This window comes from Rhodococcus sp. 06-1474-1B, from assembly GCF_002258885.1.
Classification (GTDB): domain Bacteria; phylum Actinomycetota; class Actinomycetes; order Mycobacteriales; family Mycobacteriaceae; genus Rhodococcoides; species Rhodococcoides fascians.
Genome location: NZ_NOYR01000021.1, coordinates 70,276 through 91,402 on the forward strand (window position 1 = coordinate 70,276; position 21,127 = coordinate 91,402).

The window sequence follows — 21,127 nt, forward strand, 5'->3', positions numbered from 1 at the left end:
CACGACTGGCAAAGTAAGGCTCATGACGCAGACAGACGAACAGCAGTTCCGGATCGAACACGACACCATGGGAGAGGTTCGCGTCCCCATCGACGCGCTCTGGCGCGCCCAGACGCAGCGTGCGGTGGAGAACTTCCCCATCTCGGGCCGCCCGCTCGAGCGCACCCAGATCCGCGCGATGGGCCTGCTCAAGGCAGCCTGCGCGCAGGTCAACAAGGATCTCGGTCTGCTCGACGGCGCATTGGCCGACGCGATCATCGCGGCCGCCAACGAAATCGCCGAGGGCAAGCACGACGATCAGTTCCCGATCGACGTCTTCCAGACCGGCTCGGGCACCAGCTCCAACATGAACGCCAACGAGGTCATCGCGTCGATCGCCAAGGCCAACGGCGTCGAGGTGCACCCCAACGACCACGTGAACATGTCGCAGTCCTCCAACGACACGTTCCCGACGGCCACGCACGTCGCCGCTACCGAAGCAGCCGTCACCTCCCTGGTGCCCGCGCTGCGGCACCTGCACGAGGCTCTGGTGACCAAGGCCACCGAGTGGAAGCACGTCGTGAAGTCCGGACGCACCCACCTGATGGATGCCGTCCCCGTCACTCTCGGTCAGGAATTCGGCGGCTACGCCCGGCAGATCGAGGCCGGCATCGAGCGCGTCGAAGCCACCCTGCCGCGTCTGGGTGAACTGCCCATCGGCGGCACCGCCGTCGGCACCGGCCTCAACGCACCCGACGGCTTCGGCCCGAAAGTTGTTGCTGCTCTGGCGAAGTCGACGGGCATCGACGCCCTCACCGCCGCCAAGGATTCGTTCGAGGCGCAGGCCGCTCGTGACGGACTGGTCGAGGCATCCGGCGCACTGCGCACCATCGCAGTGTCACTGACCAAGATCGCCAACGACATTCGCTGGATGGGATCGGGGCCGCTCACCGGACTCGGCGAGATCGCACTCCCCGACCTGCAGCCCGGCAGCTCGATCATGCCCGGCAAGGTCAATCCCGTTCTCCCCGAGGCTGTTACGCAGGTCGCCGCACAGGTCATCGGTAACGACGCGGCAGTGGCCTTCGGCGGCGCATCGGGTGCCTTCGAGCTCAACGTCTACATCCCGATGATGGCCCGCAACGTTCTCGAATCCTTCAAGTTGCTCGCCAACGTCTCGGTGCTGTTCGCCGACAAGTGCGTCGTCGGCCTCGAAGCCAATGTCGAGCACCTCAAGACCCTCGCCGAGTCCTCGCCGTCCATCGTGACGCCGCTGAACTCCGCAATCGGCTACGAGGAAGCGGCCGCAGTCGCCAAGCAGGCCCTCAAGGAAAAGAAGACAATCCGCCAGACCGTCATCGACCGCGGACTGATCGGCGACAAGCTCAGCGAAGCCGAACTGGACAAGCGCCTCGACGTCCTGGCCATGGCGAAGGTCAAGGACTAGTTTCGCTGCTCTACCCGCCGGACCCGCAGGACCCGCTGCACCCTTGAACGCGCCCGCCCCCGGTTGGATCAATGTGGGTTTCAGTCACTCAGACTGCAACAAAGTCGCATTGATCCGACCGGGGGCGGGGCGCTTTCGAAAGGGGCCGAAACCTCAGGCCAGGTGCGCGAGTTCTTCGCGTGCCTTCAGGCCGTCCTCACCCAGATCGGTGCGGTCGAAGATCTTCCAGCCTGCGAGCAACGGCTTGAACACCTTGTCGCGTTCCTGGTCGGCGTCGTAGATGCCGGCTTCGGCGAGGGCGGCGATGCTGCTGCCGCGGTCCGGAAGCTCGATCTCGGGGATCTTGAAGCCGTTGATACGGTCGGCCACTGCGCGCGCAGCCTGATCGGGTACGACAGCGAATGCCTCGTCGAGGATGCTGGCGAAGAATGCCGACTGCAGCTCGTCGTCGTCGGCAATTTTGCCGAGGATGGTGGCCAGTACCGGATCCTTGCCGAGGGCGATGGTGTTGCGGTTACGCAAGGCGGCGGCAGCTTCTTCGATGGCGAAGTGCGCCAGGATGTCGAGCAGCCGCTGGCTGGGCGCGTCGAATCCGAGGGTCATGTGTTCCATCCGCACTCGCTCGAGGGCGACCGGATCGACAGCGCGGGTGAGCACCAGGAAGTTGCGCAGCACGATCGACTGTCGGTTCTCTTCCGACGTCCAGCGGCCCGTCCACTTCCACCAGGCACCGAGGCCGGTGAGGGCGTGGGCCAGTTCCCGGTGGTAGGCGGGGAGGTTGTCGGCCACCAACACGCCCACCGTGGCGGACAGAATTTCGACGTCGCTCAGGTGCGACTGCTCGGGCGACCAATCCTCGCCGCCGAGGAACGCGAAGTTCTTGCCGTCGTCGAACGGCGCGAGCTCATGGGGGTGCCAATCACTCGCTGCCTCGATATGGCGTCGTAGATTCTCTTCGACCGCGGGCTCCAAACGGACCAGCAGATCACCGTCGGACAGGTTCGTAGACATGCGGTAACCGTAGCGCCTGCCGCCGAGCGTCCGACGTCGCGCCCCTGACCTCTGTGAATTCTCCTAACGCCAGGTCGTTGCGGGTCTATCCTCAGGTGCATCCAGTCATCGATGTGAGGACTCCTCATGATGCGGTCGGGTCGAACTTTTCTGTGTCTTGCTGTTGTGTGCTCTCTGGTTCTGTTGGCAGGGTGCTCCGAAGACGCACCCACCGCAGACAGTCCACCGGCGTCCGAGCCGGTGCCGACCGAGGATCTGTCGCCCGGCCAGGTTGCCGGCGTCGACGTTCCGGCCGGTCGCGTCGACGATGCGGTCGGCAAGCTCGACGGTATCGCCGACGAGCTGATGGCGTCGTCGACCATTCCGGGTATGGCCATTGCCGTCGTGCACGGTTCGGACGTCGTCTACTCGAAAGGCTTCGGCGTTCGCGAAATGGGGAAGGACGACCCGATCGACGGCGACACCGTGTTCCAGCTGGCCTCGCTGTCCAAGTCGGTAGGTGCGACGGTCGTCGCCTCACAGGTGGGAGCGGGTGTCATCGACTGGTCGACGCCGGTGGTCTCCGAGCTGCCGTGGTTTGCGCTGGACGATCCATGGGTGACCCAGAACATCACGGTCGGCGACTTCTACGCGCATCGAAGCGGACTCCCAGAGCACGAAGGCGATCTGCTCGAAGACCTCGGCTACGACCGCAGACAGATCCTCGAGCGCCTTCGGGAGGTGCCCCTCGATCCGTTCCGATCCACGTATCACTACACCAACTTCGGGATCACAGCCGCGGCCGAGGCCGTTGCTGCCGCCTCGGGCAAGGATTGGGACACCCTCAGCCAGGACACGATCTACGGTCCACTCGGCATGACCTCGACCAGCTCGTCGTTCTCCGACTACATCGACCGCGCCGACCGAGCGGTACCTCACGTCCTCGTGGACGGCGAGTATCAGGCCCGATACCAACGCGAACCCGATCCGCAGACGCCGGCCGGTGGCGTCAGCTCCTCGGTGAACGATCTCGCCAGGTGGCTGACAATGCTCATCGCCGACGGCACCCACGACGGAAAACAGATCGTCGATCCCGAGGCCCTCCTTCCTGCCATCAGCGCGCAGATCGTCTCGAGCCCGTCGACGACGGCGGATTCGCGCGCGGGCTTCTACGGGTACGGATTCAACGTCTCCACCAGTGCAGCCGGCCGCACGACCGTCAGCCATTCCGGAGCGTTCGCGCTCGGGGCGGGCACGAACTTTCTCTGGATCCCGTCGCTCGACGTCGCCATCGTCGTACTGACCAACGCCGCGCCACTCGGCATCGCAGAAACGGTCACGGCCGAGTTCGCCGACCTCGTGCAGTTCGGCGAGGTACGCGAGGACTGGCGAACGCTGTACAAGAATGCCTTCGCCGGTATGAGCGAGCCGGAGGGCGAGCTCGCGGGAAAGACCGCTCCGACGAATGCCGCTGCGCCACAACCGCTCACGTCGTACACCGGGGTGTACCAGAACGCCTACTGGGGGCCGGCGACCGTCGCGGAGGTCGACGGGAGGCTGGTGTTGACCCTCGGACCGAACTCGACTTCCTACGAGTTGTCGCACTGGGACGGTGATACGTTCGCGTTCGAGCCGACCGGTGAGAACGCACCGGACGGAACGATTTCTCAGGCGACATTCGAGGGGAACACGGTCACACTCGAGTTCTTCGACGGCGATGGATTAGGACGGTTCACCAAGTGACTGACACCCGACAAGCAACCGACAGCGTGCAAAACCTGTTCGACGCGTTGAGGCTTCGCGAGACCGATCGCGCGCTGGCGCTTCTCGACGAGAAGATCGTGTGGCACAACGTCGGGCTTCCCAAGGTGCGCGGAATCTCGAACGTAGGCAGATTTCTGACGCTGCTGGCCAAGCCGGGTTACGGCTTCGACGTCGTCGTGCACAACATCGCGGCCGACGGAGATGTCGTGCTCACCGAGCGCACCGACGTCCTGATCTGGCGTCGGCTTCGTGTCGAGTTCTGGGTGTGCGGAACATTCGAGCTGCGCGACGGCAAAGTAGCTGTGTGGCGCGACTATTTCGACAACGTCGATTTCCTCCAAGGCGTTGTGCGAGGAGTACTACGGGCTGCGGTGGGCCGGTGACCCATGTGAGTGGGACTTCGTAGCAGGCTACGAAGTTCCACTCACGAGGGGCGTCAGGCCCCTGACGGACCGAATTCCTCGAGCATTTCGGTCACCAGTGCAGCGATCGGTGAACGCTCACTGCGAGTGAGGGTGATGTGCGCGAAAAGCGGGTGCCCCTTGAGCTTTTCGATGACGGCAGCGACGCCGTCGTGTCGTCCGACCCGCAGGTTGTCTCGTTGCGCGACGTCGTGGGTGAGCACGACGCGTGAGCCCGACCCCAGTCGTGACAGGACCGTGAGCAGCACATTGCGCTCGAGTGACTGCGCCTCGTCGACGATCACGAACGAATCGTGGAGCGAGCGACCGCGAATGTGCGTCAGCGGCAACACTTCCAGCATGCCGCGGGCGATGACCTCCTCCATGACCTCCGGGCTGGCCAGCCCTTCGAGGGTGTCGAAGACAGCCTGGCCCCACGGGCCCATCTTTTCACTCTCACTGCCGGGGAGGTAGCCGAGTTCCTGACCACCGACGGCGTAAAGAGGCCGGAAGACAACAACTTTCCGATGCGAGCGACGTTCGAGGACGGCCTCGAGTCCGGCAGTGAGAGCCAGTGCGGACTTACCGGTGCCGGCCTTGCCGCCGAGCGAGACGATGCCGATGCTCTCGTCGAGCAGAAGATCGAGCGCCACACGTTGTTCCGCCGAACGACCGTGCAGGCCGAACGCCTCACGCTCGCCGCGCACGAGCTGAAGCTGCTTGTCGGGCGTGACGCGCCCCAGCGCACTCTGCCGTCCGGCAAGCAGTCGAACTCCGGTGTGACACGGCAAGTCTCGGGCCTCGACGAGATCGATGACACCGTCGTTGAACAGGGTGTCCACGGCGTCGGAGGGCACCTCGAGCTCCGTCATACCGGTCCATCCGGACGGCACGACGTCGTGAGCGTGGTACTCGTCGGCGGGGAGCCCGACAGCACCGGCCTTGACGCGCAGCGGGATATCCTTGCTGACCAGCACCACATCTTTGCCCTCAGCCGCCAAATTCAGGGCACAGGCGAGGATTCGAGAATCGTTGGAGTCGGTACGGAATCCGACGGGAAGCACCGACGGATCGGTGTGATTGAGCTCGACTTGCAGTGTGCCGCCGGACGTTCCGATGGGGACCGGCTGATCGAGTCGGCCGAATTCTACGCGAAGGTCGTCGAGCATGCGCAAGGATTCCCGCGCGAACCATCCCAGTTCGTGATGGTGGCGTTTGCCCTCCAACTCGCTGATCACGATCAACGGAAGTACCACATTGTGCTCGGCGAACCGGATGACTGCCCACGGATCCGACAGCAGGACCGAGGTATCGAGCACGAATGTCCGAAGAGGGGCGGAAACGGAGCGTGAAGTGGTCACGTGGGGCTCCTACGTTTGCGCGGCACCGCGCAAACTCTGTCGCTCGGCCGGTCGGGTCCGATGTGTCAGGTGACACGAGGACCGGGTACCGGCCCTCTCGCGCTCACTAGCGCAGTCACGTATCAGAACCTCCCGCACAGGCAGCTTCCCCGCTGCCTGTTACTGCCGACGGTACCGCCGAAATCCGGTATCGGCTCGCTGGAAGTCTGGCGTGTCGGTGAACAACGCGTTACGGCCGATTCGCCCCAGGTCGGCGGGACGTTCGGTGCCGAGACCGCCCTCCCCCGTCGGATCAATGTGGCTTTGTTGCACTCAGATCGACTGATAGCCACATTGATCCTACCGGGGACCAGCGTGAATGAACCACTGCAGACGTCCGAACGCTGCAATGGTCCATTGACGCGACCGGGGTGGGCAGGAAAGCCAGGGTCAGCCCAGCAATCCCCAGTCTTCGAGGCCCTCGTACAGCGGCTTGCTCTGTGCCAGTTTCACGACGCGTTCTTTGAGGGCGTCGGTGGCCTGCCCGGTGGCCAGGGCGGTTGCGATGATGTCGGCGACCTCGGTGAACTCGGCTTCGCCGAATCCTCGGGTGGCGAGTGCGCCGGTGCCGATGCGCAGGCCGGAGGTGACCATGGGCGGGCGTGGGTCGAAGGGCACAGCGTTGCGGTTGACGGTGATGCCGACCTCGTGCAGGAGGTCTTCTGCCTGCTGGCCGTCGAGCTCGGAGTTGCGGAGGTCGACGAGGACGAGGTGCACGTCGGTGCCGCCGGTGAGGACGGAGACGCCCTTGTCGGCGACGTCGGCACCGGTGAGACGCTCGGCGAGCAGCGACGCGCCGAGGAGGGTGCGTTCCTGACGTTCCTTGAACTCCGGCGTCGCAGCGATCTTGAAGGCGACGGCCTTCGCGGCGATGGCGTGCATCAGCGGCCCACCCTGCTGGCCGGGGAACACGGCGGAGTTGAGCTTCTTGGCCCATTCCTTCTTGGCGAGGATGATGCCGGAGCGCGGTCCGCCGAGGGTCTTGTGCACCGTGGAGGACACGACGTCTGCGTAGGGCACGGGTGAGGGGTGTACGCCTGCGGCGACGAGTCCGGCGAAGTGCGCCATGTCGACCCAGAGCAGTGCGCCCACTTCGTCGGCGATGGAACGGAACGCAGCGAAGTCCTGGTGGCGCGGGTAGGCCGACCAGCCGGCGATCAGCACCTGGGGCTTGGCGGCGATGGCCTGCTTGCGCACCTCGTCCATGTCGATGCGGTGATCTTCTTTCGACACCCCGTAGGACTCGACCTCGTAGAGCTTGCCCGAGAAGTTGAGCTTCATGCCGTGGGTGAGGTGGCCGCCGTGGGCCAGGTCGAGGCCCATGATCTTGTCGCCCGGGTTGATCAGTGCCATCAGTACCGCGGCGTTGGCCTGCGCACCGGCGTGCGGCTGCACGTTGGCGAACTCGGCACCGAAGAGTTCCTTGGCGCGATTACGGGCGAGGTCCTCGACGATGTCGACGTGCTCGCAGCCGCCGTAGTAGCGGCGTCCGGGGTATCCCTCGGCGTACTTGTTGGTCAGGACGCTGCCCTGGGCCTGCAGAACCGCGCGGGGCACGAAGTTTTCCGAGGCAATCATCTCGAGGGTGTCGCGCTGACGTCCCAGTTCACCTGCCATCGCCGCGGCGACCTCGGGATCGAGCTCGGCCAGTGACAGGTTGTTGACGTCAGTCATAACAGGAGTCTCCAAGGGACAGCAGAGTAAGGGGGCATCAATAAACAACGGACCTGGGCCAGTTTACGAGACGCGTACTGCGCCCGGTGTCAGTGGCTCGTCGAGCAGTCTGCCGAACAGCTGTGCCCGCTCGCCGGCGGTCTCACCCTGGTCCAACCAGCCGGCGAGAAGCTTGTAGCCCTCGACGTAGGTGCTGATGTACGCCCGCCACAGCGGCGAGGACAGAAAGCGCAGACTGTGCCGTGCGCGCTGCGGCGAGGCAAGTGACCATCGCTCCAGGTAGGCGGCCACATCGTCCTCGCTCTTGTGCTGATCGTGCAGCAACAGCGCGGCGTCCTGGCGAACTCCCAGCAGTTGGCTCGACGCCGCCGAGAGTCGCTCGGCTTTGTCGCCGTCGAATCGCAGTCCGAGGTCGGCGTAGATTTCCTGCGCCCATGCGCCCCAGCCTTCGCCGACGATCGCCCCGAGAGCGTGGTCGGCGAGCCCCTCGGCCATCAGGCACTGCGGAGTGTTGACCACGAACAACGTCTGCTCGAGCTGTCCTGCGCCGACGAGCCCCGTCTCCTTGCGGCAGTGCTCGGTGTGGTGGCCGGGGTAAGACTCGTGCGCGATCAGGTGGGGCAGGTTGGCCATCTGCTGTTCGATGTCGGAGTTGATCGCGACGGTGGACTGGAAGTTACCGAGGTAGTAGTTGAAGCCGGACCACGGCTTGTCGCCGACTACCTCGTACGTCACCTTCTCGTTCTCGGGCAACGAGTATTCGGCGCGGACGCGGTCGCGCAATGCGGACGAGAACGCCTCGACGCAGTCCTGCAGTCGATCCGCTGGAATGACGTCGGCGCGGCGGTGGGCGATCAACCGTTCGCTCAATGAGCCGGGTCCGGGGAGCACCTCGTCCATCTTGCGATGCGCCTGCAGGTACTGGTCCTGATCCCCCGGTGCGATTCGAACGTCGAAGTAGGCGTGGACCTCGTCGACGAAGCCGATGTTCTCGCCTGCGAACTTGCGCGCGGAGCATTCCAACGCCCGCAGGTGGACGTCGAGAAACGTCCGGCGTTCCGCTGTCAGCTCGACGTTGCCGAGCTCGGCGCGCAGTGTCTGCGCTCGACGGACGAGCTCACGCGGCTCCGGCGCCGGGGCGTTCTCGGTGATTCGACGCAGTTCGGGATCACCGGTGTACGCGTCGACGAAACCGTCTTCGAGTCGGTCGAAACTCAGGCCCAGCAACAGGTATTCGCGAACCAGGGAAGCAGCATCCATATCCGAACCCTAGTACGGCGAACGACCCCGCCCGTGCGCGGTGGACAGGCACCGAGCACAATCTGGAACCATGCGACTCGCGCCCGACAGGAGCACCGCCGAATCCTCAGCAGCTCCGATGCTCAGGTGGCGTGCGTGAGCGAGTCCAGTCCGTACGTCGAGTTCGACCGTGTGCAGTGGCGCACGCTGCGTCAATCCACACCGCTGGTACTCACCGAGGAAGAACTGGTCGGCCTGCGCGGTCTCGGTGAGCAGATCGATCTGGACGAGGTGGCCGAGGTCTATCTGCCGCTGGCCCGGCTGATTCATCTCCAGGTGGCCGCGCGCCAGCGGTTGTTCGCGGCAACGGCCACGTTCCTCGGTGAGAAACATCCCGATCGACAGGTTCCGTTCGTCATCGGCGTAGCGGGCAGCGTCGCGGTCGGTAAATCCACCACTGCCCGTGTGCTGCAAGCACTCCTGGCCCGGTGGGATCACCATCCCCGCGTGGACCTCGTCACCACCGACGGTTTCCTGTATCCGACGGCCGAGCTCATGCGCCGAGGAATCTTGCACCGCAAGGGCTTTCCCGAAAGTTACGACCGACGCAAGCTGCTCAGGTTCGTCACCGAGGTCAAGTCCGGAACCGAAGAGGTGGGCGCGCCGGTCTATTCGCACGTGTCGTACGACATCGTCAAAGGCCAGTACCACATGGTTCGCCAGCCCGACATCCTGATCGTGGAGGGGCTCAACGTACTCCAGACCGGACCTCGGCTGATGGTCTCGGATCTGTTCGACTTCTCGATCTACGTCGACGCTCGGATCGAGGACATCGAGAGCTGGTACGTCAAACGATTCCTGGCGCTACGCAAGACCTCGTTCACCGACCCGTCCTCGCATTTCCATCACTATGCAGGACTGTCCGACGATCACGCGCAGATCGCGGCCGAGGATCTCTGGCATTCGATCAACCTGCCGAACCTGGTGGAGAACATTCTTCCGACTCGTCCGCGAGCAACGATGGTGCTACGCAAGGACAACGACCATGCGATCAACCGGCTGCGCCTGCGAAAGTTGTAGGTCCAGGTCGTGAGTGGAAGTTCGTAGCAGGCTACGAGCTGGAGTGGAGCCTGCGGAATGACCACACGGTCCAGCCGTGCACGTCAGATACCGAACCGACGGTGTCGTGCGGCGAAGTCGCGGAGTGCCCGCAAGAAGTCGACGCGACGGAATTCGGGCCAATAGGCCTCGGTGAACCAGATCTCCGAATATGCGCTCTGCCACAGCAGGAAACCGGACAGGCGTTGCTCTCCCGAGGTGCGGATGACGAGATCGGGATCGGGTTGACCCGAGGTGTATAGGTGACTGTCGATACCGTCGACGTTGATGGAGGCCACCAACTCGTCCCCGGTGATGCCCTCGGCGATTTTCTCGGTGACCAGCGACTGCACGGCGTCGGCGATTTCCTGACGGCCGCCGTATCCGACGGCGACGTTGACGTGCGTTCCGGTTCGGCCCTCGGTGCGCGCAGCCGCCTCTTTGAGCCGGCGTGAGGTCGATGCAGGCAGCAGATCGAGAGTGCCGACGAGTTTGACACCCCAGTTCATCTCGGGTCCGCAGATCTCCTCGACGACGTCGGTGATGATGTCGAGCAGCGAATCGAGTTCGTCGGCATCCCGTCGGAGGTTCTCGGTCGAGAGCAGATAGATGGTGGCCATCTCGATTCCGGCAGCGTCGCACCAGCCGAGCATCTCGGCGATCTTGAGCGCCCCCATGCGGTGGCCGTGCGCGACGTCGGTGAACCCGTTCTCCCGTGCCCACCGCCGGTTGCCGTCACACATCACCGCGACGTGCCGCGGGTGCTGCACACCCTCGAGCTGACTCAACAAACGCCGCTCGTACACGTTGTAGAGAACGCCGCGCACCTTCTGCGGAATGATCACCACTACTTCGTCACCGCTGCTCTCATCACCACGGAGGATCACCTTACGCCGACGTCTTCGAGCGGGCGGCCGGTACAGTAGCGTCCGAACCTACGGTTGCGTAGGTTCACTACGGCGGAACGGGAGGTCATCTTTCATGACGATGTTCGGACTGGACGAGATACCCGTCAAGCCACGCATGCGTGGCTGGATTCACCTGTACGCCTTCGGCGTCGCGGTGGTGTGCGCGATCACCCTCGTCACGATGGCGTTCAGCCTGGTGTCGGTCAGTGCAGGCCTCGCGACGGGCATCTATTCGATCACCGTGTGCGGGGTGTTCGGCGTCAGCGCCACCTATCACCGCGTGCACTGGAAGACCACCGCGTCGCAGATCTGGATGAAACGCGCCGACCACTCGATGATCTTTCTGTTCATCGCCGGTAGCTACACCCCGTTCGCCGTACTGGGTCTGCCGGCCGCGACGGGACGAACTCTGTTGATCGTCGTGTGGATCGGAGCGATCTGCGGGGTGGCTCTGAAGATGCTGTGGCCCACCGCTCCCCGCTGGGTCGGGGTACCGCTGTATCTCGTGCTCGGCTGGGCCATCGTGCCGGTCGCTCCCACCCTGATCGAGCACGTCGGCTTCGCACCGTTCCTGCTGCTGTTGGTCGGCGGCATCTTCTACAGCGGCGGGGCGATCCTCTACGCCACCAAGTGGCCGAATCCGTGGCCCACGACATTCGGCCATCACGAGTTCTTCCACGCAGCAACGGTGTTGGCGGCAATCTGCCACCTCGTGGCAGTGTGGCTCGTCCTGTTCTGACGACGCGTCGGGAGGCTCGGAACACCGCGTCGGCGACGTCACTTCCGCAGTGCGGCCGCCAGATCCTCGACCGACGTCACAGGCCGGTCGCAGACGAATCCGCGACACACGTACGCCGTTTCCTGCCCGTCGACGGGCGGTCGGCCCGTCAGCAGCGCAGACGAGTCGGCCGATCCTGCGACCACCACGGAACCTCCGGGTGCCAGCGACCGCGCGGCGGCGAGCAACTCACCGCCCGGTGCGAGCGACACGGCGATCTGAATCGGGCCGCGCACCGACGCCTCGGCCACGGCCAGCCAGTGACCACCCGACCTCGGGGCGCGTTCGAGGATGGCCGCCGCTCGTGCGAGCGAAGCAGCGGCCAATTCGGCGTACCGTGCGGACGATTCGTGATCGACGAGGGCGGCCGCGGTGAGCAGCGCCTCGGCCATCGTCGACGCTCCCGACGGAGTCGCACCGTCGATCGGATCCCGCGGCCGGGTCACCAGGGTCTCGGCATCGTCGGCGGTGTCGAACCAGCTGCCGGCGTCGTCGGGATCGGCGAAGTGCTCGATCGCAGCGTCGAGGATCGTCGTCATCCGCCGGGTCCAGACCGCGTCGCCGGTGGCCTGGAACAGCGTGGCCGCGGCCACGGCGAGGCAGGCGTAGTCCTCGAGCACTCCGGTGGCCTCACCCACTGCGCTACCGAGGGACGCCCGCCGGACACGTCCCGATTCGACGTGAGTGGCGAACAGTTGCTCGCCGCATTCGACGGCCGCGTCGACCCAGGTCGGTTCGTTCGCGCCGGTTCCGGCCTCTGCCAACGCGGTGATGGCCAGTGCGTTCCACGCGGTGACCACCTTGTCGTCTCGACCGGGTTGCGGCCGCGACGCTCGAGCCGCCGACAACGCGTTCCGGATGCGGGCGAACCGGTCGTAGTCCTCGGGCTCGGCGGGCAGTTGCAGCACCGACATACCGGCCTCGAACGTGCCGGCGGAATTCACCGCGAACAGACCCGCAGCCCATACACCGTCTTCGAAACCGAGGGTGTCGACCAGCTGCTCCGGCGTCCACACGTAGGTCAGACCCTCGACTCCTTCGGTGTCGGCATCGAGCGCCGACGCGAAACAGCCGTTGGCCGTGCGCAATTCACCGAGCATGAATCGTGCGGTATCGGACGCCACCCGACGCACCAGCCGATCGTCGTCCACCCGGGCGGCGTGCGCGTAGAACCGCAGCAGCAGCGCATTGTCGTAGAGCATCTTCTCGAAGTGCGGAACGATCCATTCGGCGTCGACCGAATACCGCGCGAAGCCGCCGGCAAGTTGGTCGTACATGCCTCCGCGCGCCATCGCCGACGCGGTACGTCGAACCACGTCGAGCACCTCACCGTTGCCGGTGCGCTCGTAGTGCCGGAGCAGACCCTCCAGCAGTGCACCCGGTGGAAACTTCGGTGCCCGGCCGAAGCCGCCGTACGTGGTGTCCTCGTCGGCGCAGACCGCCGCGACGGACGCGGCCAGAAAATCGGCGTCCATCGGTCGTCCGCCGGCCGGAATACCGGAACTCTGTTTGCGCAGTTCGGTGACGATGGCCGCGGACGCGTCGAACACCTCCTGTCGCCGGGTGGACCAGGTATCGGCGATTGCGGTCAGTAATTGTTCGAAGGAGGGCATCCCCTGGCGCGGGGCCGGTGGGTAGTACGTCCCGCAGTAGAAAGGTTCGGTCTCGGGTGTGAGGAAACAGGTCATCGGCCAACCGCCCTGACCGGTCATCGCGACAGTGGCGTTCATGTACACCGCATCGAGGTCGGGGCGTTCTTCCCGATCGACCTTGATGCACACGAAGTGCTCGTTCATCAGGGCCGCGATGGCCTCGTCCTCGAACGATTCGTGTGCCATGACATGACACCAGTGGCACGCCGAGTACCCGATGGACAACAGGATCGGGACATCGCGATCACGCGCGGACTGCAGTGCCTGCGGTCCCCACTGCTGCCAGTGCACCGGATTGTCCGCGTGCTGACGCAGATACGGACTGGTCGACTCGCCCAGCGTGTTCGCGTCGAGCATCAGGGTTCGTCGGAGACAGCGGGTTTGTCGGAGACAGCGGGTTTCGGACGGCTGGTGTCCGGTTGTGGGCTCGGCGTGATGCCCCCACGATCGGTGCCCTCGTCGAGCGCCTGATCCAGCGTGGGATCTTCTTTCTCGAACGTCGCGGGCAGACGCTTGATCTTCTTGTTCATGGACCAGATCAGCAGCGCCGTTCCGACCAGCAACGCCACGAGGATCACCAGACCGATCGGCGACGACTTGCCGAACTCGGGCCCCGTGGGCTGCTGGGCGAGGATCGACACGATCATTGTTCGGTCTCTTCTATTCCCGCGAACAGGTCGGTCTCGGGCAGTGACGTGGTCACGCGGGTGCGGGCGAGCTCGAACTCCTCGGTGGGCCACAACTTGCGTTGGACGTCCACCGGCACCGCGAAGAACGCTCCGTTGGGATCGATCTGCGTCGCATGGGCTCGCAGTGCGTCGTCGCGCTGCTCGAACCAGGTGCCCACGTCGACCTGCGTGGTGATGCGCTCCATGATCTCGTCGCGCTGACCGTCCCACCGCTTCAGCCAGTCGACGAACGGGCTTTCCTCGCCGCGATCGATGAACCAGTCGTGGAAGAGCTGCATGCGCTTACGCAGGAAACCGTGCGAGTAGTAGAGCTTGAGCGGAGTCCACGGCTCACCCGCATCGGGGAAACGCTCGGGATCGCCCGCGGCTTCCCACGCGGCCATCGAGACCTCGTGGCAGCGGATGTGATCGGGATGCGGGTAGCCGCCGCGTTCGTCGTACGTGGTGATGACGTGGGGCTTGAAGTCTCGAACCACCTTCACCAACGCCTCGGTGGACACCTCCAACGGCACCAGCGCGAAGCAGCCCTCGGGCAGCGGCGGCAGCGGATCGCCCTCGGGGAGTCCCGAGTCCTCGAATCCGAGCCACGTCTGCTGTACCCCGAGGATGCGCGCCGCCTCGGCCATCTCCTCGCGTCGAACCTCCCGGATCCGTTGGTGGACGCCCGGAATGTCCATCGCCGGATTGAGGATGTCCCCTCGCTCGCCGCCGGTGAGCGTGACGACCAGAACGTCGTGCCCTTCGGCCGCATAGCGGGCCGTGGTCGCAGCACCTTTGCTGGACTCGTCGTCGGGATGGGCATGCACTGCCATGAGCCGCAGTCCGGACACGTTCTTCCTCACCTCGGATTCGCCTTGTTCTTGCCTGCCCTATAGTTCCACCTGACGCCGACATGCCCCCAGCGGCACCCCCGATTCCACTCCGAGAGCTGACATGACCAACGCACTTCCCGCAGGTAGATACCCGTCGGGTTCCGGTCCGAGCGGCATTCGGCGAGCTCCGAAACGTGCGACGAAGATCGCACTGGTGGCACTGGTCCTGCTGGTCGGGCTCGGCGTGGCCTACTACGCGTACACGAAATTCTCGGTCAAGCCCGTCGAAGGCAGCCAGCTTTCGTTCGACATCGTCGACGAAAGCACGATGTCGATCCGATTCAGCGTCACCCGGGAGAACCCGGAGCAACCGGCGGTGTGCATCGTCCGCGCTCGATCTCGCGACGGTTCCGAGACCGGACGGCGCGAGGTGTACATCCCACCGGAGTCCTCCTCGACCACGGTGGAGCTCACCACCGACGTGACGACGTCCTCCCCACCCGCCGTCGGAGACGTGTACGGCTGCAGCCTCGATGTTCCCGAGTATTTACGAGCCCGATAGGCGAAGAGCCTGTTCGTGGTAAGCTCGGGTCGTACACGGCTGCCGCACAGGTGCCGTGTATTGCTGCATTGCGGGCAGGGTTACCTGCGTCAACGATGTCGACGGCTCCAGGATGCGGGCCGACCAAGGGGATCCATCCATTGGAGTCCCCTCTTCGTTGCGTGCCCTACCGCCTAGAAACCGGAATCGAACTCGAGATTCCGACTACGAGGGAGTGATCGAGATGACCGAGACCCAGGTGACCTGGCTTACCCAGGAATCACACGACAGGCTCAAGAGCGAACTCGACCAGCTCATTTCCAATCGCCCCGTCATCGCCGCCGAGATCAACGAGCGTCGCGAAGAGGGCGATCTGAAGGAGAACGGCGGCTACCACGCTGCGCGCGAGGAGCAGGGCCAGCAGGAAGCACGCATTCGTCAGTTGCAGGAACTGCTCAACAACGCGAAGGTCGGCGAGGCGCCCACCCAGTCGGGCGTGGCTCTGCCCGGATCCGTCGTCAAGGTCTACTACGACGGCGACGAGTCCGACACCGAGACCTTCCTGATCGCCACCCGCGAAGAGGGTGCCCGCGACAGCAAGCTCGAGGTGTACTCCCCCGCGTCCCCGCTGGGTGGATCGCTCATCGACGCGAAGGTCGGCGACACCCGCGAGTACACCCTGCCCAACGGCAAGACCATGAAGGTCACGCTGGTCAGCGCAGAGCCGTACCACACCTGATTCGAGCCTTTTCTCGAACAACACCCCCGGTCGCTCAGCGGCCGGGGGTGTTGTCGTTTCGGACGATCTCAGGCAGTCATCGTCTTCTGGTACTTGCGGACCGACAGCGGCACGAACACCACGAGCATCACCACGACCCAGATCAACGTGTACAGGACCGGGTTCTGCAACGGCCACACCTCGGGCGGTGGGGCCATCGGATTGGTATTGCCGAACTGCTCACGCACGGCCAGGGTCACCGACGAGATGGGGTTCCATTCCGCGATTGTCTTGAGCACGCTCGGGAAGTTGTCGATCGGCACGAAGGTGTTCGCGATGAACGTGAGCGGGAAGATCACGATGAACGACGCGTTGTTGAAGATCTCCGGGGAGCGCACGATCAGTCCCACCAGAGCCATCACCCACGAAATCGAGTACGCGAACAGAAGCAACAGCACGTAACCGAGCAGAGCGTCGAAGAACGACGACGTGATGCGCCAGCCCACGATGAGTCCGGTGATGGACATGATCGTGATGGTGACGACGTTGTTGCCGACGTCGGCGGCCGTCCGCCCGATGACGACGGCAGATCGCGCCATCGGCAGGGACCGGAAGCGATCCATGACGCCCTTCTGCAGATCCTCGGCCAGTGAGGATCCGGTGATGGACGCACCGAAGATCATCGTCTGAACGAAGATGCCACCCATCAGGAAGCTCTTGTAGTCGATGCCGGGTACGTCGATGGCACTGCCGAAGACATAGGCGAACAACAGCACGAACATGATCGGTGACAGCGTTGCGAAGAACAGCAGATCGGGAACTCGCTTGAGCTTGATCAGGTTTCGCTTGGTGATGATCGCCGAATCCAGGAGAACGTTGCTCATTTCTCTTCCTCCGCAGCCTCGGGCTCGCCGGTGGTCTGACCGGTCAGAGACAGGAACACATCGTCGAGGTTCGGCCGTCGCAGACCGACGTCGACCACCCCGATTCCCGCAGCTTCCAGACGACTCAACGCCGTGGACAGATCCTTCGATCCACCGTTGACCGGCATGACGATCCGTCCAACCTGTTCGTCCAGGGTGGGCGGCTCGACGCCGATCGGGGTCAGGATCTCCTTGGCGCGATCGGCTTGAGATCGGTCCGTGAGTACGAATTCGATTCGCTCGCCGCCCGTTTGGGCCTTCAGCTCGTCGGCGGTGCCGCGCGCGATGATCTTGCCCTTGTTGAGCACGATGATCGAATCGGCGAGCCGGTCCGCCTCCTCGAGGTACTGCGTCGTCAACAGAATCGTCGTTCCGTCACGGACGAGATCTGCGATGAACTCCCACATCGTGATTCGGCTGCGTGGGTCGAGACCGGTGGTGGGTTCGTCCAGGAACACCACCCGTGGCCTGCCGATCAGACTGGCAGCGATGTCGAGTCGACGACGCATACCTCCGGAGTACTGCTTGGCGGTGCGGTCGCGTGCATATTCGAGGTCGAACCTGCTCAGCAGCTCGTCGGCGCGCTTCCTGGCTTCGGCCTTGCGCAGCCCGAACAGTCTGCCGACCATCTCCAGATTCTCGTACCCCGTCAGATACTCGTCGACAGCCGCGAACTGGCCCGTCAGGCCGATCGTCCCCCGAACCTCGTTGGCTTGCTTCGCTACATCGAGCCCGAACACCCGCGCCGAACCGGACGTTGCCTGCAGTAGAGTGGCCAGGATCCGCACCGCCGTCGTCTTGCCCGCACCGTTGGGGCCGAGCACACCGAGCACCGTGCCCTCGGGCACCGTGAAATCGATCCCGTCGAGCGCGACGTTCTTCCCGTACCGAAGTACCAGGTTCTCTACTTCTATAGCGTTCGCCATGGCCCTCTCCCCGTTTCTTCCACTGTCGGTATAAGGACTTCCGAACGCGTAGAGATTAACCGGTTTTGATGGGACCGGGCGTCCACAGGCCGGAACGCTGGACCTCGGTTGCTGTGATCTTCGCCGGCTCAGCCGATCGGTCGTACGGTGTGTACTGCTCGATCGATCCCCAGTCGCGATCCCAGTCCCCGTCCAGGTACGACGGGATGGTGCGGGCCGAGGCAACGACATCGATCCATCCGAGCGGGCCGCCGCCGAAATGGTCCTGCCATGCGTTGGTGATGACGGCACCGCTGCGGTCCGGCAACACCCGGTACTGCGGAACTTCGGCAACCCCGAGTCGGTGATCGAACGGATGCTGACACGGAAAGTTGAAGCCCACCTCCCAGTCCAACAGCACCGGATTCTCGCGCCCGACCACCTCGTTCAACGTCTGGGTACGCGGCACCCGCGGCGGGGTGACCGCGAGCCACTGGTCCGGGTCGCGGTCGGTGTCACTCAATACCAAACGAATCATGTTGCTGCCGGCGGGAATCAGGTCCATCGGCACCCGCAGGTTGCGCCACGACGGCGTCGGGCCGATGTCGATGGGCGTCACCCGCCCCTGCGCCCGGCCGTCCACTCCGTACTCGAGTTCGAGGTTCTGGCCGTAGGTGACGATGCCGTCGGAGTTCACCGAGCGGATGCGTCCGGCCGCGGCAATGGAGACGAGCTGACCGGGATCGGCGGGCAGCGCGTACCAGCCGGTGGTCAGGGTGGCGGGAGTGTCCGATCCGAACGATCCCAGTACCGGCACGGTTGCAGGGTCGAGGCCGTACGGCAGTGCACTGCCCCCGGTTCCGGCTCCGTTGGTCGACGTCGGCTGTTGCTGATCCTCGGTGTCGACGGTGTTCGAGGTGCCCGACGCCGAGGATTCCTTGTCTGCGGTGAGGTCCCGCGCAACCCCGTCCGGGGTGAACCCGTCGTTCTCGGCCCCCAGAGCGGCGACGGCGTCGCCGCTGACCGGTTGCAGCACATCGGCATTGGGGTTCGTCTCGAGCAGCACGTCGTTCGCGAGTCCACACGTGTTGCCGGCCAGCGCCGACAGGTTCGATTTCGCGACCGAGTACGACGGCCACTGAGCCACCGCACCCTTGGCCATCGATGCCACGGCCAGCAGCACCATCAGCCCTGCGGCCACGGCGATCGGCGGCACCGACCACCATCGCGCCATCGGCTTGTCGGCGCGGACGTACGGCGCACGCAGATGGAACCACACAGCGGCGAGCAACAGCAGTACCGTCAGGCCGAGGAACATCGTCGAGATGCCGAGACCGGCCACCAGAATCGGCTTGTCCCAGAACGGAACTCCCCACGCCGAGACGTACCAGTAGCCGTTGGTTCCGGTGAAGGCGACCGCCGTCAGGAACGACACGGCCGCCGCAAACAGCAACCGGTTGCGCCGCGAACGGAGCACCGCTGCGCCGGTTGCCACGGCCGCGAGCACCGCAACCGAGGCCGCGAGCCCGGCGAACACGCCGAAGTGATGCGTCCACTTGGTGGGGGTGATCATCATCAATGCCATGGCCCCGACGGTGATGCCGACGATGCGTCGAGCGGGGCCGGTGGCGGTGCCGGGAATCTTGCCGCCCTTGCGCAGCATCGCGATCACCACCGCGATCAGCGAGACGACCATGACGAACACCCCGAAGCGGCGCGCCAGCGAGCCGTCGATGTCCATGTTCATCAGCCACTGGTAGCGCAGGTACTCCTCGAACCATGCCTGGCTCGGCCCGGCCGCAGTGTGCACCCGCTGCATCTCGAGCATCCCGGCCACGGTCTGATTCCCGAACGCGAAGACGAGTACCACGGTGCCCGACGCGATCAACGGCGCGAGCAGTGTCAGTGCACCCCATGCTGTGGTGCCGAACGCGCGGGCGCGGGCGACGACGATCTGAATCACAGGTCGGGCACCGGCAATCAGTGGCGCGAAACAGATGAAGCCCGACGGTGCGCACGTGACCGTCAACGCAGCGATCAGAATCGCCGCTGCCGCAGGCAGCAGCCGCCGTGTCGCGATGGACCGCTCCACCGAACACCACGTCAGCAACACGCCCAGAGCCACGAACGGCTCCGGGCGCAGACCGTTGTTGTACGGCAACCAGAACGCCAGCATCACCAGCCCGCCGGTCCACAGCGCAGTTTTCGACGCGCGGGCAGCGGCACCGAACCGCGGGATCACCTCACGACTGAGGACGAGCCAGACGACGACGCCGCAGATCAACGTCGGAATCCGCATCCACACACTGGCCGTCGACACGTGCGAGAGGAGGGTGAACATGTCGTACAACGGTGTGCCGAACGGTGTTTCGGGCACCCCGAAGTAACGGAAGTAGTTGGCCATGTATCCGGCGTGGTCGGCCGTGCGTGCCATGCCCAGTTGATAGCCGTCGTCGGAGGTGTTCGCGCCGATGACGTGCCACACCAGCAGCGTCCCGATCACCACCGCGTCGGCCGGCCCGAAGCTCCACCAGCGCCGCGGCAGGAATCGTCGGGCGCGACGACCGTCGGACAGATCGAGGCGGTGCAAAGCCACCAGCGAGATTCCCGTGGCGAGCACTCCGACGATCATCGCGAACCACTTGAGCGCACTCGGCGTGGACGAGAACCTACTGTCCAGCTCGGCCTGCAGCTGCAGACCGGGAACGTTGCCCTGCAGATCGCTGAACACTCCGACCAGCTGGGGCCGCACGTCGCCCTCGCGGGAGACGGTGTCGTCACCGGTCAATCCGACCGTTGTCGCGGTGCCGTTCGAGGTGATCGTCAACGAGCAGTCGCCCGCAGTCGATGGGCTCAGTTCCGCGACCGGCTTCTCGAGCAGGACCGAATCGCGCAACGTCACCTTCAGTTGCGACGCCTCGCCGCCGGTCACCTCGGCGACGAGACCGTAGCGATAGGCGTCGGGCGATCCCTTGGGCGACGTGGACAGCAACAGGCCGCCGTCGGAAAGATCAGCCGCGGCAGCACACGGAACGGTCGCGTCCACGCTGATCGGGGTGTAGCCGACGAGCGGAGCCTCGACATTGCCGACGGTCTCGCTCTGCGGCCAGGTCAACGACGACTGTTGTTGTTCGATCGGCAACAGCGGTATCGAGATCGTCAGCAGGATTCCCACCAGTGCGGAAACGATCGCGACGAGCCGTGCCATG

18 protein-coding genes are annotated in these 21,127 nt (G+C 64.7%); 7 read left to right on the forward strand and 11 right to left on the reverse strand.

The features are described from left to right. Positions 1 to 22: 22 nt before the first annotated feature. Complete coding sequence (locus CH266_RS07260; RefSeq protein ID WP_094715032.1) at positions 23 to 1,426, forward strand: class II fumarate hydratase; 1,404 nt, start codon at positions 23 to 25, stop codon at positions 1,424 to 1,426. Between the two features lie 153 nt (positions 1,427 to 1,579). On the opposite strand, the gene CH266_RS07265 is transcribed toward CH266_RS07260, so the two are convergent. Beyond that, a complete protein-coding gene (locus CH266_RS07265; RefSeq protein ID WP_032365327.1) occupies positions 1,580 to 2,437 on the reverse strand; it encodes an acyl-ACP desaturase in 858 nt (285 codons plus the stop codon). 129 nt (positions 2,438 to 2,566) lie between these two features. Between CH266_RS07265 and CH266_RS07270 the strand changes: the two genes are divergently transcribed. Both CH266_RS07270 and CH266_RS07275 read left to right on the forward strand, forming a co-directional pair. After that, a complete protein-coding gene (locus CH266_RS07270; RefSeq protein WP_094715218.1) occupies positions 2,567 to 4,159 on the forward strand; it encodes a serine hydrolase in 1,593 nt (530 codons plus the stop codon). Then, positions 4,156 to 4,563, forward strand: coding sequence for a limonene-1,2-epoxide hydrolase family protein (locus tag CH266_RS07275; protein ID WP_222088167.1), 408 nt, complete (start codon positions 4,156 to 4,158; stop codon positions 4,561 to 4,563). The genes CH266_RS07270 and CH266_RS07275 overlap by 4 nt, the downstream gene beginning before the upstream one ends. A gap of 53 nt (positions 4,564 to 4,616) precedes the next feature. Here the strand turns inward: CH266_RS07275 and CH266_RS07280 are convergent, their stop codons facing one another. The 3 genes from CH266_RS07280 to CH266_RS07290 form a co-directional block, all read right to left on the reverse strand. Then, positions 4,617 to 5,942, reverse strand: coding sequence for a PhoH family protein (locus tag CH266_RS07280; protein ID WP_027498140.1), 1,326 nt, complete (start codon positions 5,940 to 5,942; stop codon positions 4,617 to 4,619). Between the two features lie 429 nt (positions 5,943 to 6,371). Then, on the reverse strand, positions 6,372 to 7,655 hold the full coding sequence (gene glyA / locus CH266_RS07285) for a serine hydroxymethyltransferase (protein ID WP_027498141.1): 1,284 nt from the start codon (positions 7,653 to 7,655) through the stop codon (positions 6,372 to 6,374). Between the two features lie 63 nt (positions 7,656 to 7,718). After that, complete coding sequence (locus tag CH266_RS07290) at positions 7,719 to 8,915, reverse strand: hypothetical protein (protein ID WP_032381333.1); 1,197 nt, start codon at positions 8,913 to 8,915, stop codon at positions 7,719 to 7,721. 126 nt (positions 8,916 to 9,041) lie between these two features. Between CH266_RS07290 and coaA the strand changes: the two genes are divergently transcribed. Continuing rightward, a complete protein-coding gene (coaA, locus tag CH266_RS07295; protein WP_027498143.1) occupies positions 9,042 to 9,974 on the forward strand; it encodes a type I pantothenate kinase in 933 nt (310 codons plus the stop codon). Positions 9,975 to 10,057: 83 nt separating this feature from the next. On the opposite strand, the gene CH266_RS07300 is transcribed toward coaA, so the two are convergent. Beyond that, positions 10,058 to 10,840, reverse strand: coding sequence for an isoprenyl transferase (locus CH266_RS07300; RefSeq protein ID WP_027498144.1), 783 nt, complete (start codon positions 10,838 to 10,840; stop codon positions 10,058 to 10,060). Between the two features lie 133 nt (positions 10,841 to 10,973). On the opposite strand from CH266_RS07300, the gene trhA reads away from it, so the two are divergent. Beyond that, complete coding sequence (gene trhA / locus CH266_RS07305; protein ID WP_094715033.1) at positions 10,974 to 11,639, forward strand: PAQR family membrane homeostasis protein TrhA; 666 nt, start codon at positions 10,974 to 10,976, stop codon at positions 11,637 to 11,639. Positions 11,640 to 11,677: 38 nt separating this feature from the next. Here the strand turns inward: trhA and CH266_RS07310 are convergent, their stop codons facing one another. Genes CH266_RS07310 through mca form a run of 3 tightly spaced genes read right to left on the reverse strand, consistent with a single transcriptional unit; the run spans position 11,678 to position 14,849 of the window. Next, entirely contained in the window at positions 11,678 to 13,687 is a 2,010-nt protein-coding gene (locus CH266_RS07310; protein ID WP_094715034.1) for a thioredoxin domain-containing protein, read from the reverse strand. Continuing rightward, positions 13,687 to 13,977 (reverse strand): hypothetical protein, encoded by a 291-nt coding sequence (locus CH266_RS07315; protein WP_027498147.1) that lies wholly within the window; start codon positions 13,975 to 13,977, stop codon positions 13,687 to 13,689. Before CH266_RS07315 ends, CH266_RS07310 begins: the two co-directional genes overlap by 1 nt. Next, positions 13,974 to 14,849, reverse strand: coding sequence for a mycothiol conjugate amidase Mca (gene mca, locus CH266_RS07320; protein ID WP_027498148.1), 876 nt, complete (start codon positions 14,847 to 14,849; stop codon positions 13,974 to 13,976). Before mca ends, CH266_RS07315 begins: the two co-directional genes overlap by 4 nt. 103 nt (positions 14,850 to 14,952) lie before the next feature. On the opposite strand from mca, the gene CH266_RS07325 reads away from it, so the two are divergent. Together CH266_RS07325 and greA are read left to right on the forward strand one after the other, a co-directional pair. Beyond that, positions 14,953 to 15,393, forward strand: coding sequence for a DUF4307 domain-containing protein (locus CH266_RS07325; RefSeq protein ID WP_027498149.1), 441 nt, complete (start codon positions 14,953 to 14,955; stop codon positions 15,391 to 15,393). 223 nt (positions 15,394 to 15,616) lie between these two features. Continuing rightward, a complete protein-coding gene (greA, locus tag CH266_RS07330; RefSeq protein ID WP_027498150.1) occupies positions 15,617 to 16,111 on the forward strand; it encodes a transcription elongation factor GreA in 495 nt (164 codons plus the stop codon). Positions 16,112 to 16,179: 68 nt separating this feature from the next. Here the strand turns inward: greA and CH266_RS07335 are convergent, their stop codons facing one another. From CH266_RS07335 to CH266_RS07345, 3 genes are read right to left on the reverse strand one after another with little or no spacing between them, the layout of a single operon-like run. Continuing rightward, positions 16,180 to 16,974 carry an ABC transporter permease gene (locus tag CH266_RS07335; protein ID WP_027498151.1) on the reverse strand — a complete coding sequence of 265 codons (795 nt, stop codon included), beginning with the start codon at positions 16,972 to 16,974 and terminating at the stop codon, positions 16,180 to 16,182. After that, positions 16,971 to 17,939 (reverse strand): daunorubicin resistance protein DrrA family ABC transporter ATP-binding protein, encoded by a 969-nt coding sequence (locus CH266_RS07340; protein ID WP_027498152.1) that lies wholly within the window; start codon positions 17,937 to 17,939, stop codon positions 16,971 to 16,973. Before CH266_RS07340 ends, CH266_RS07335 begins: the two co-directional genes overlap by 4 nt. A gap of 55 nt (positions 17,940 to 17,994) precedes the next feature. Beyond that, positions 17,995 to 21,126: an arabinosyltransferase domain-containing protein gene (locus CH266_RS07345; protein WP_094715035.1), complete on the reverse strand. Its 3,132-nt coding sequence runs from the start codon at positions 21,124 to 21,126 to the stop codon at positions 17,995 to 17,997. Position 21,127 lies beyond the last annotated feature (1 nt).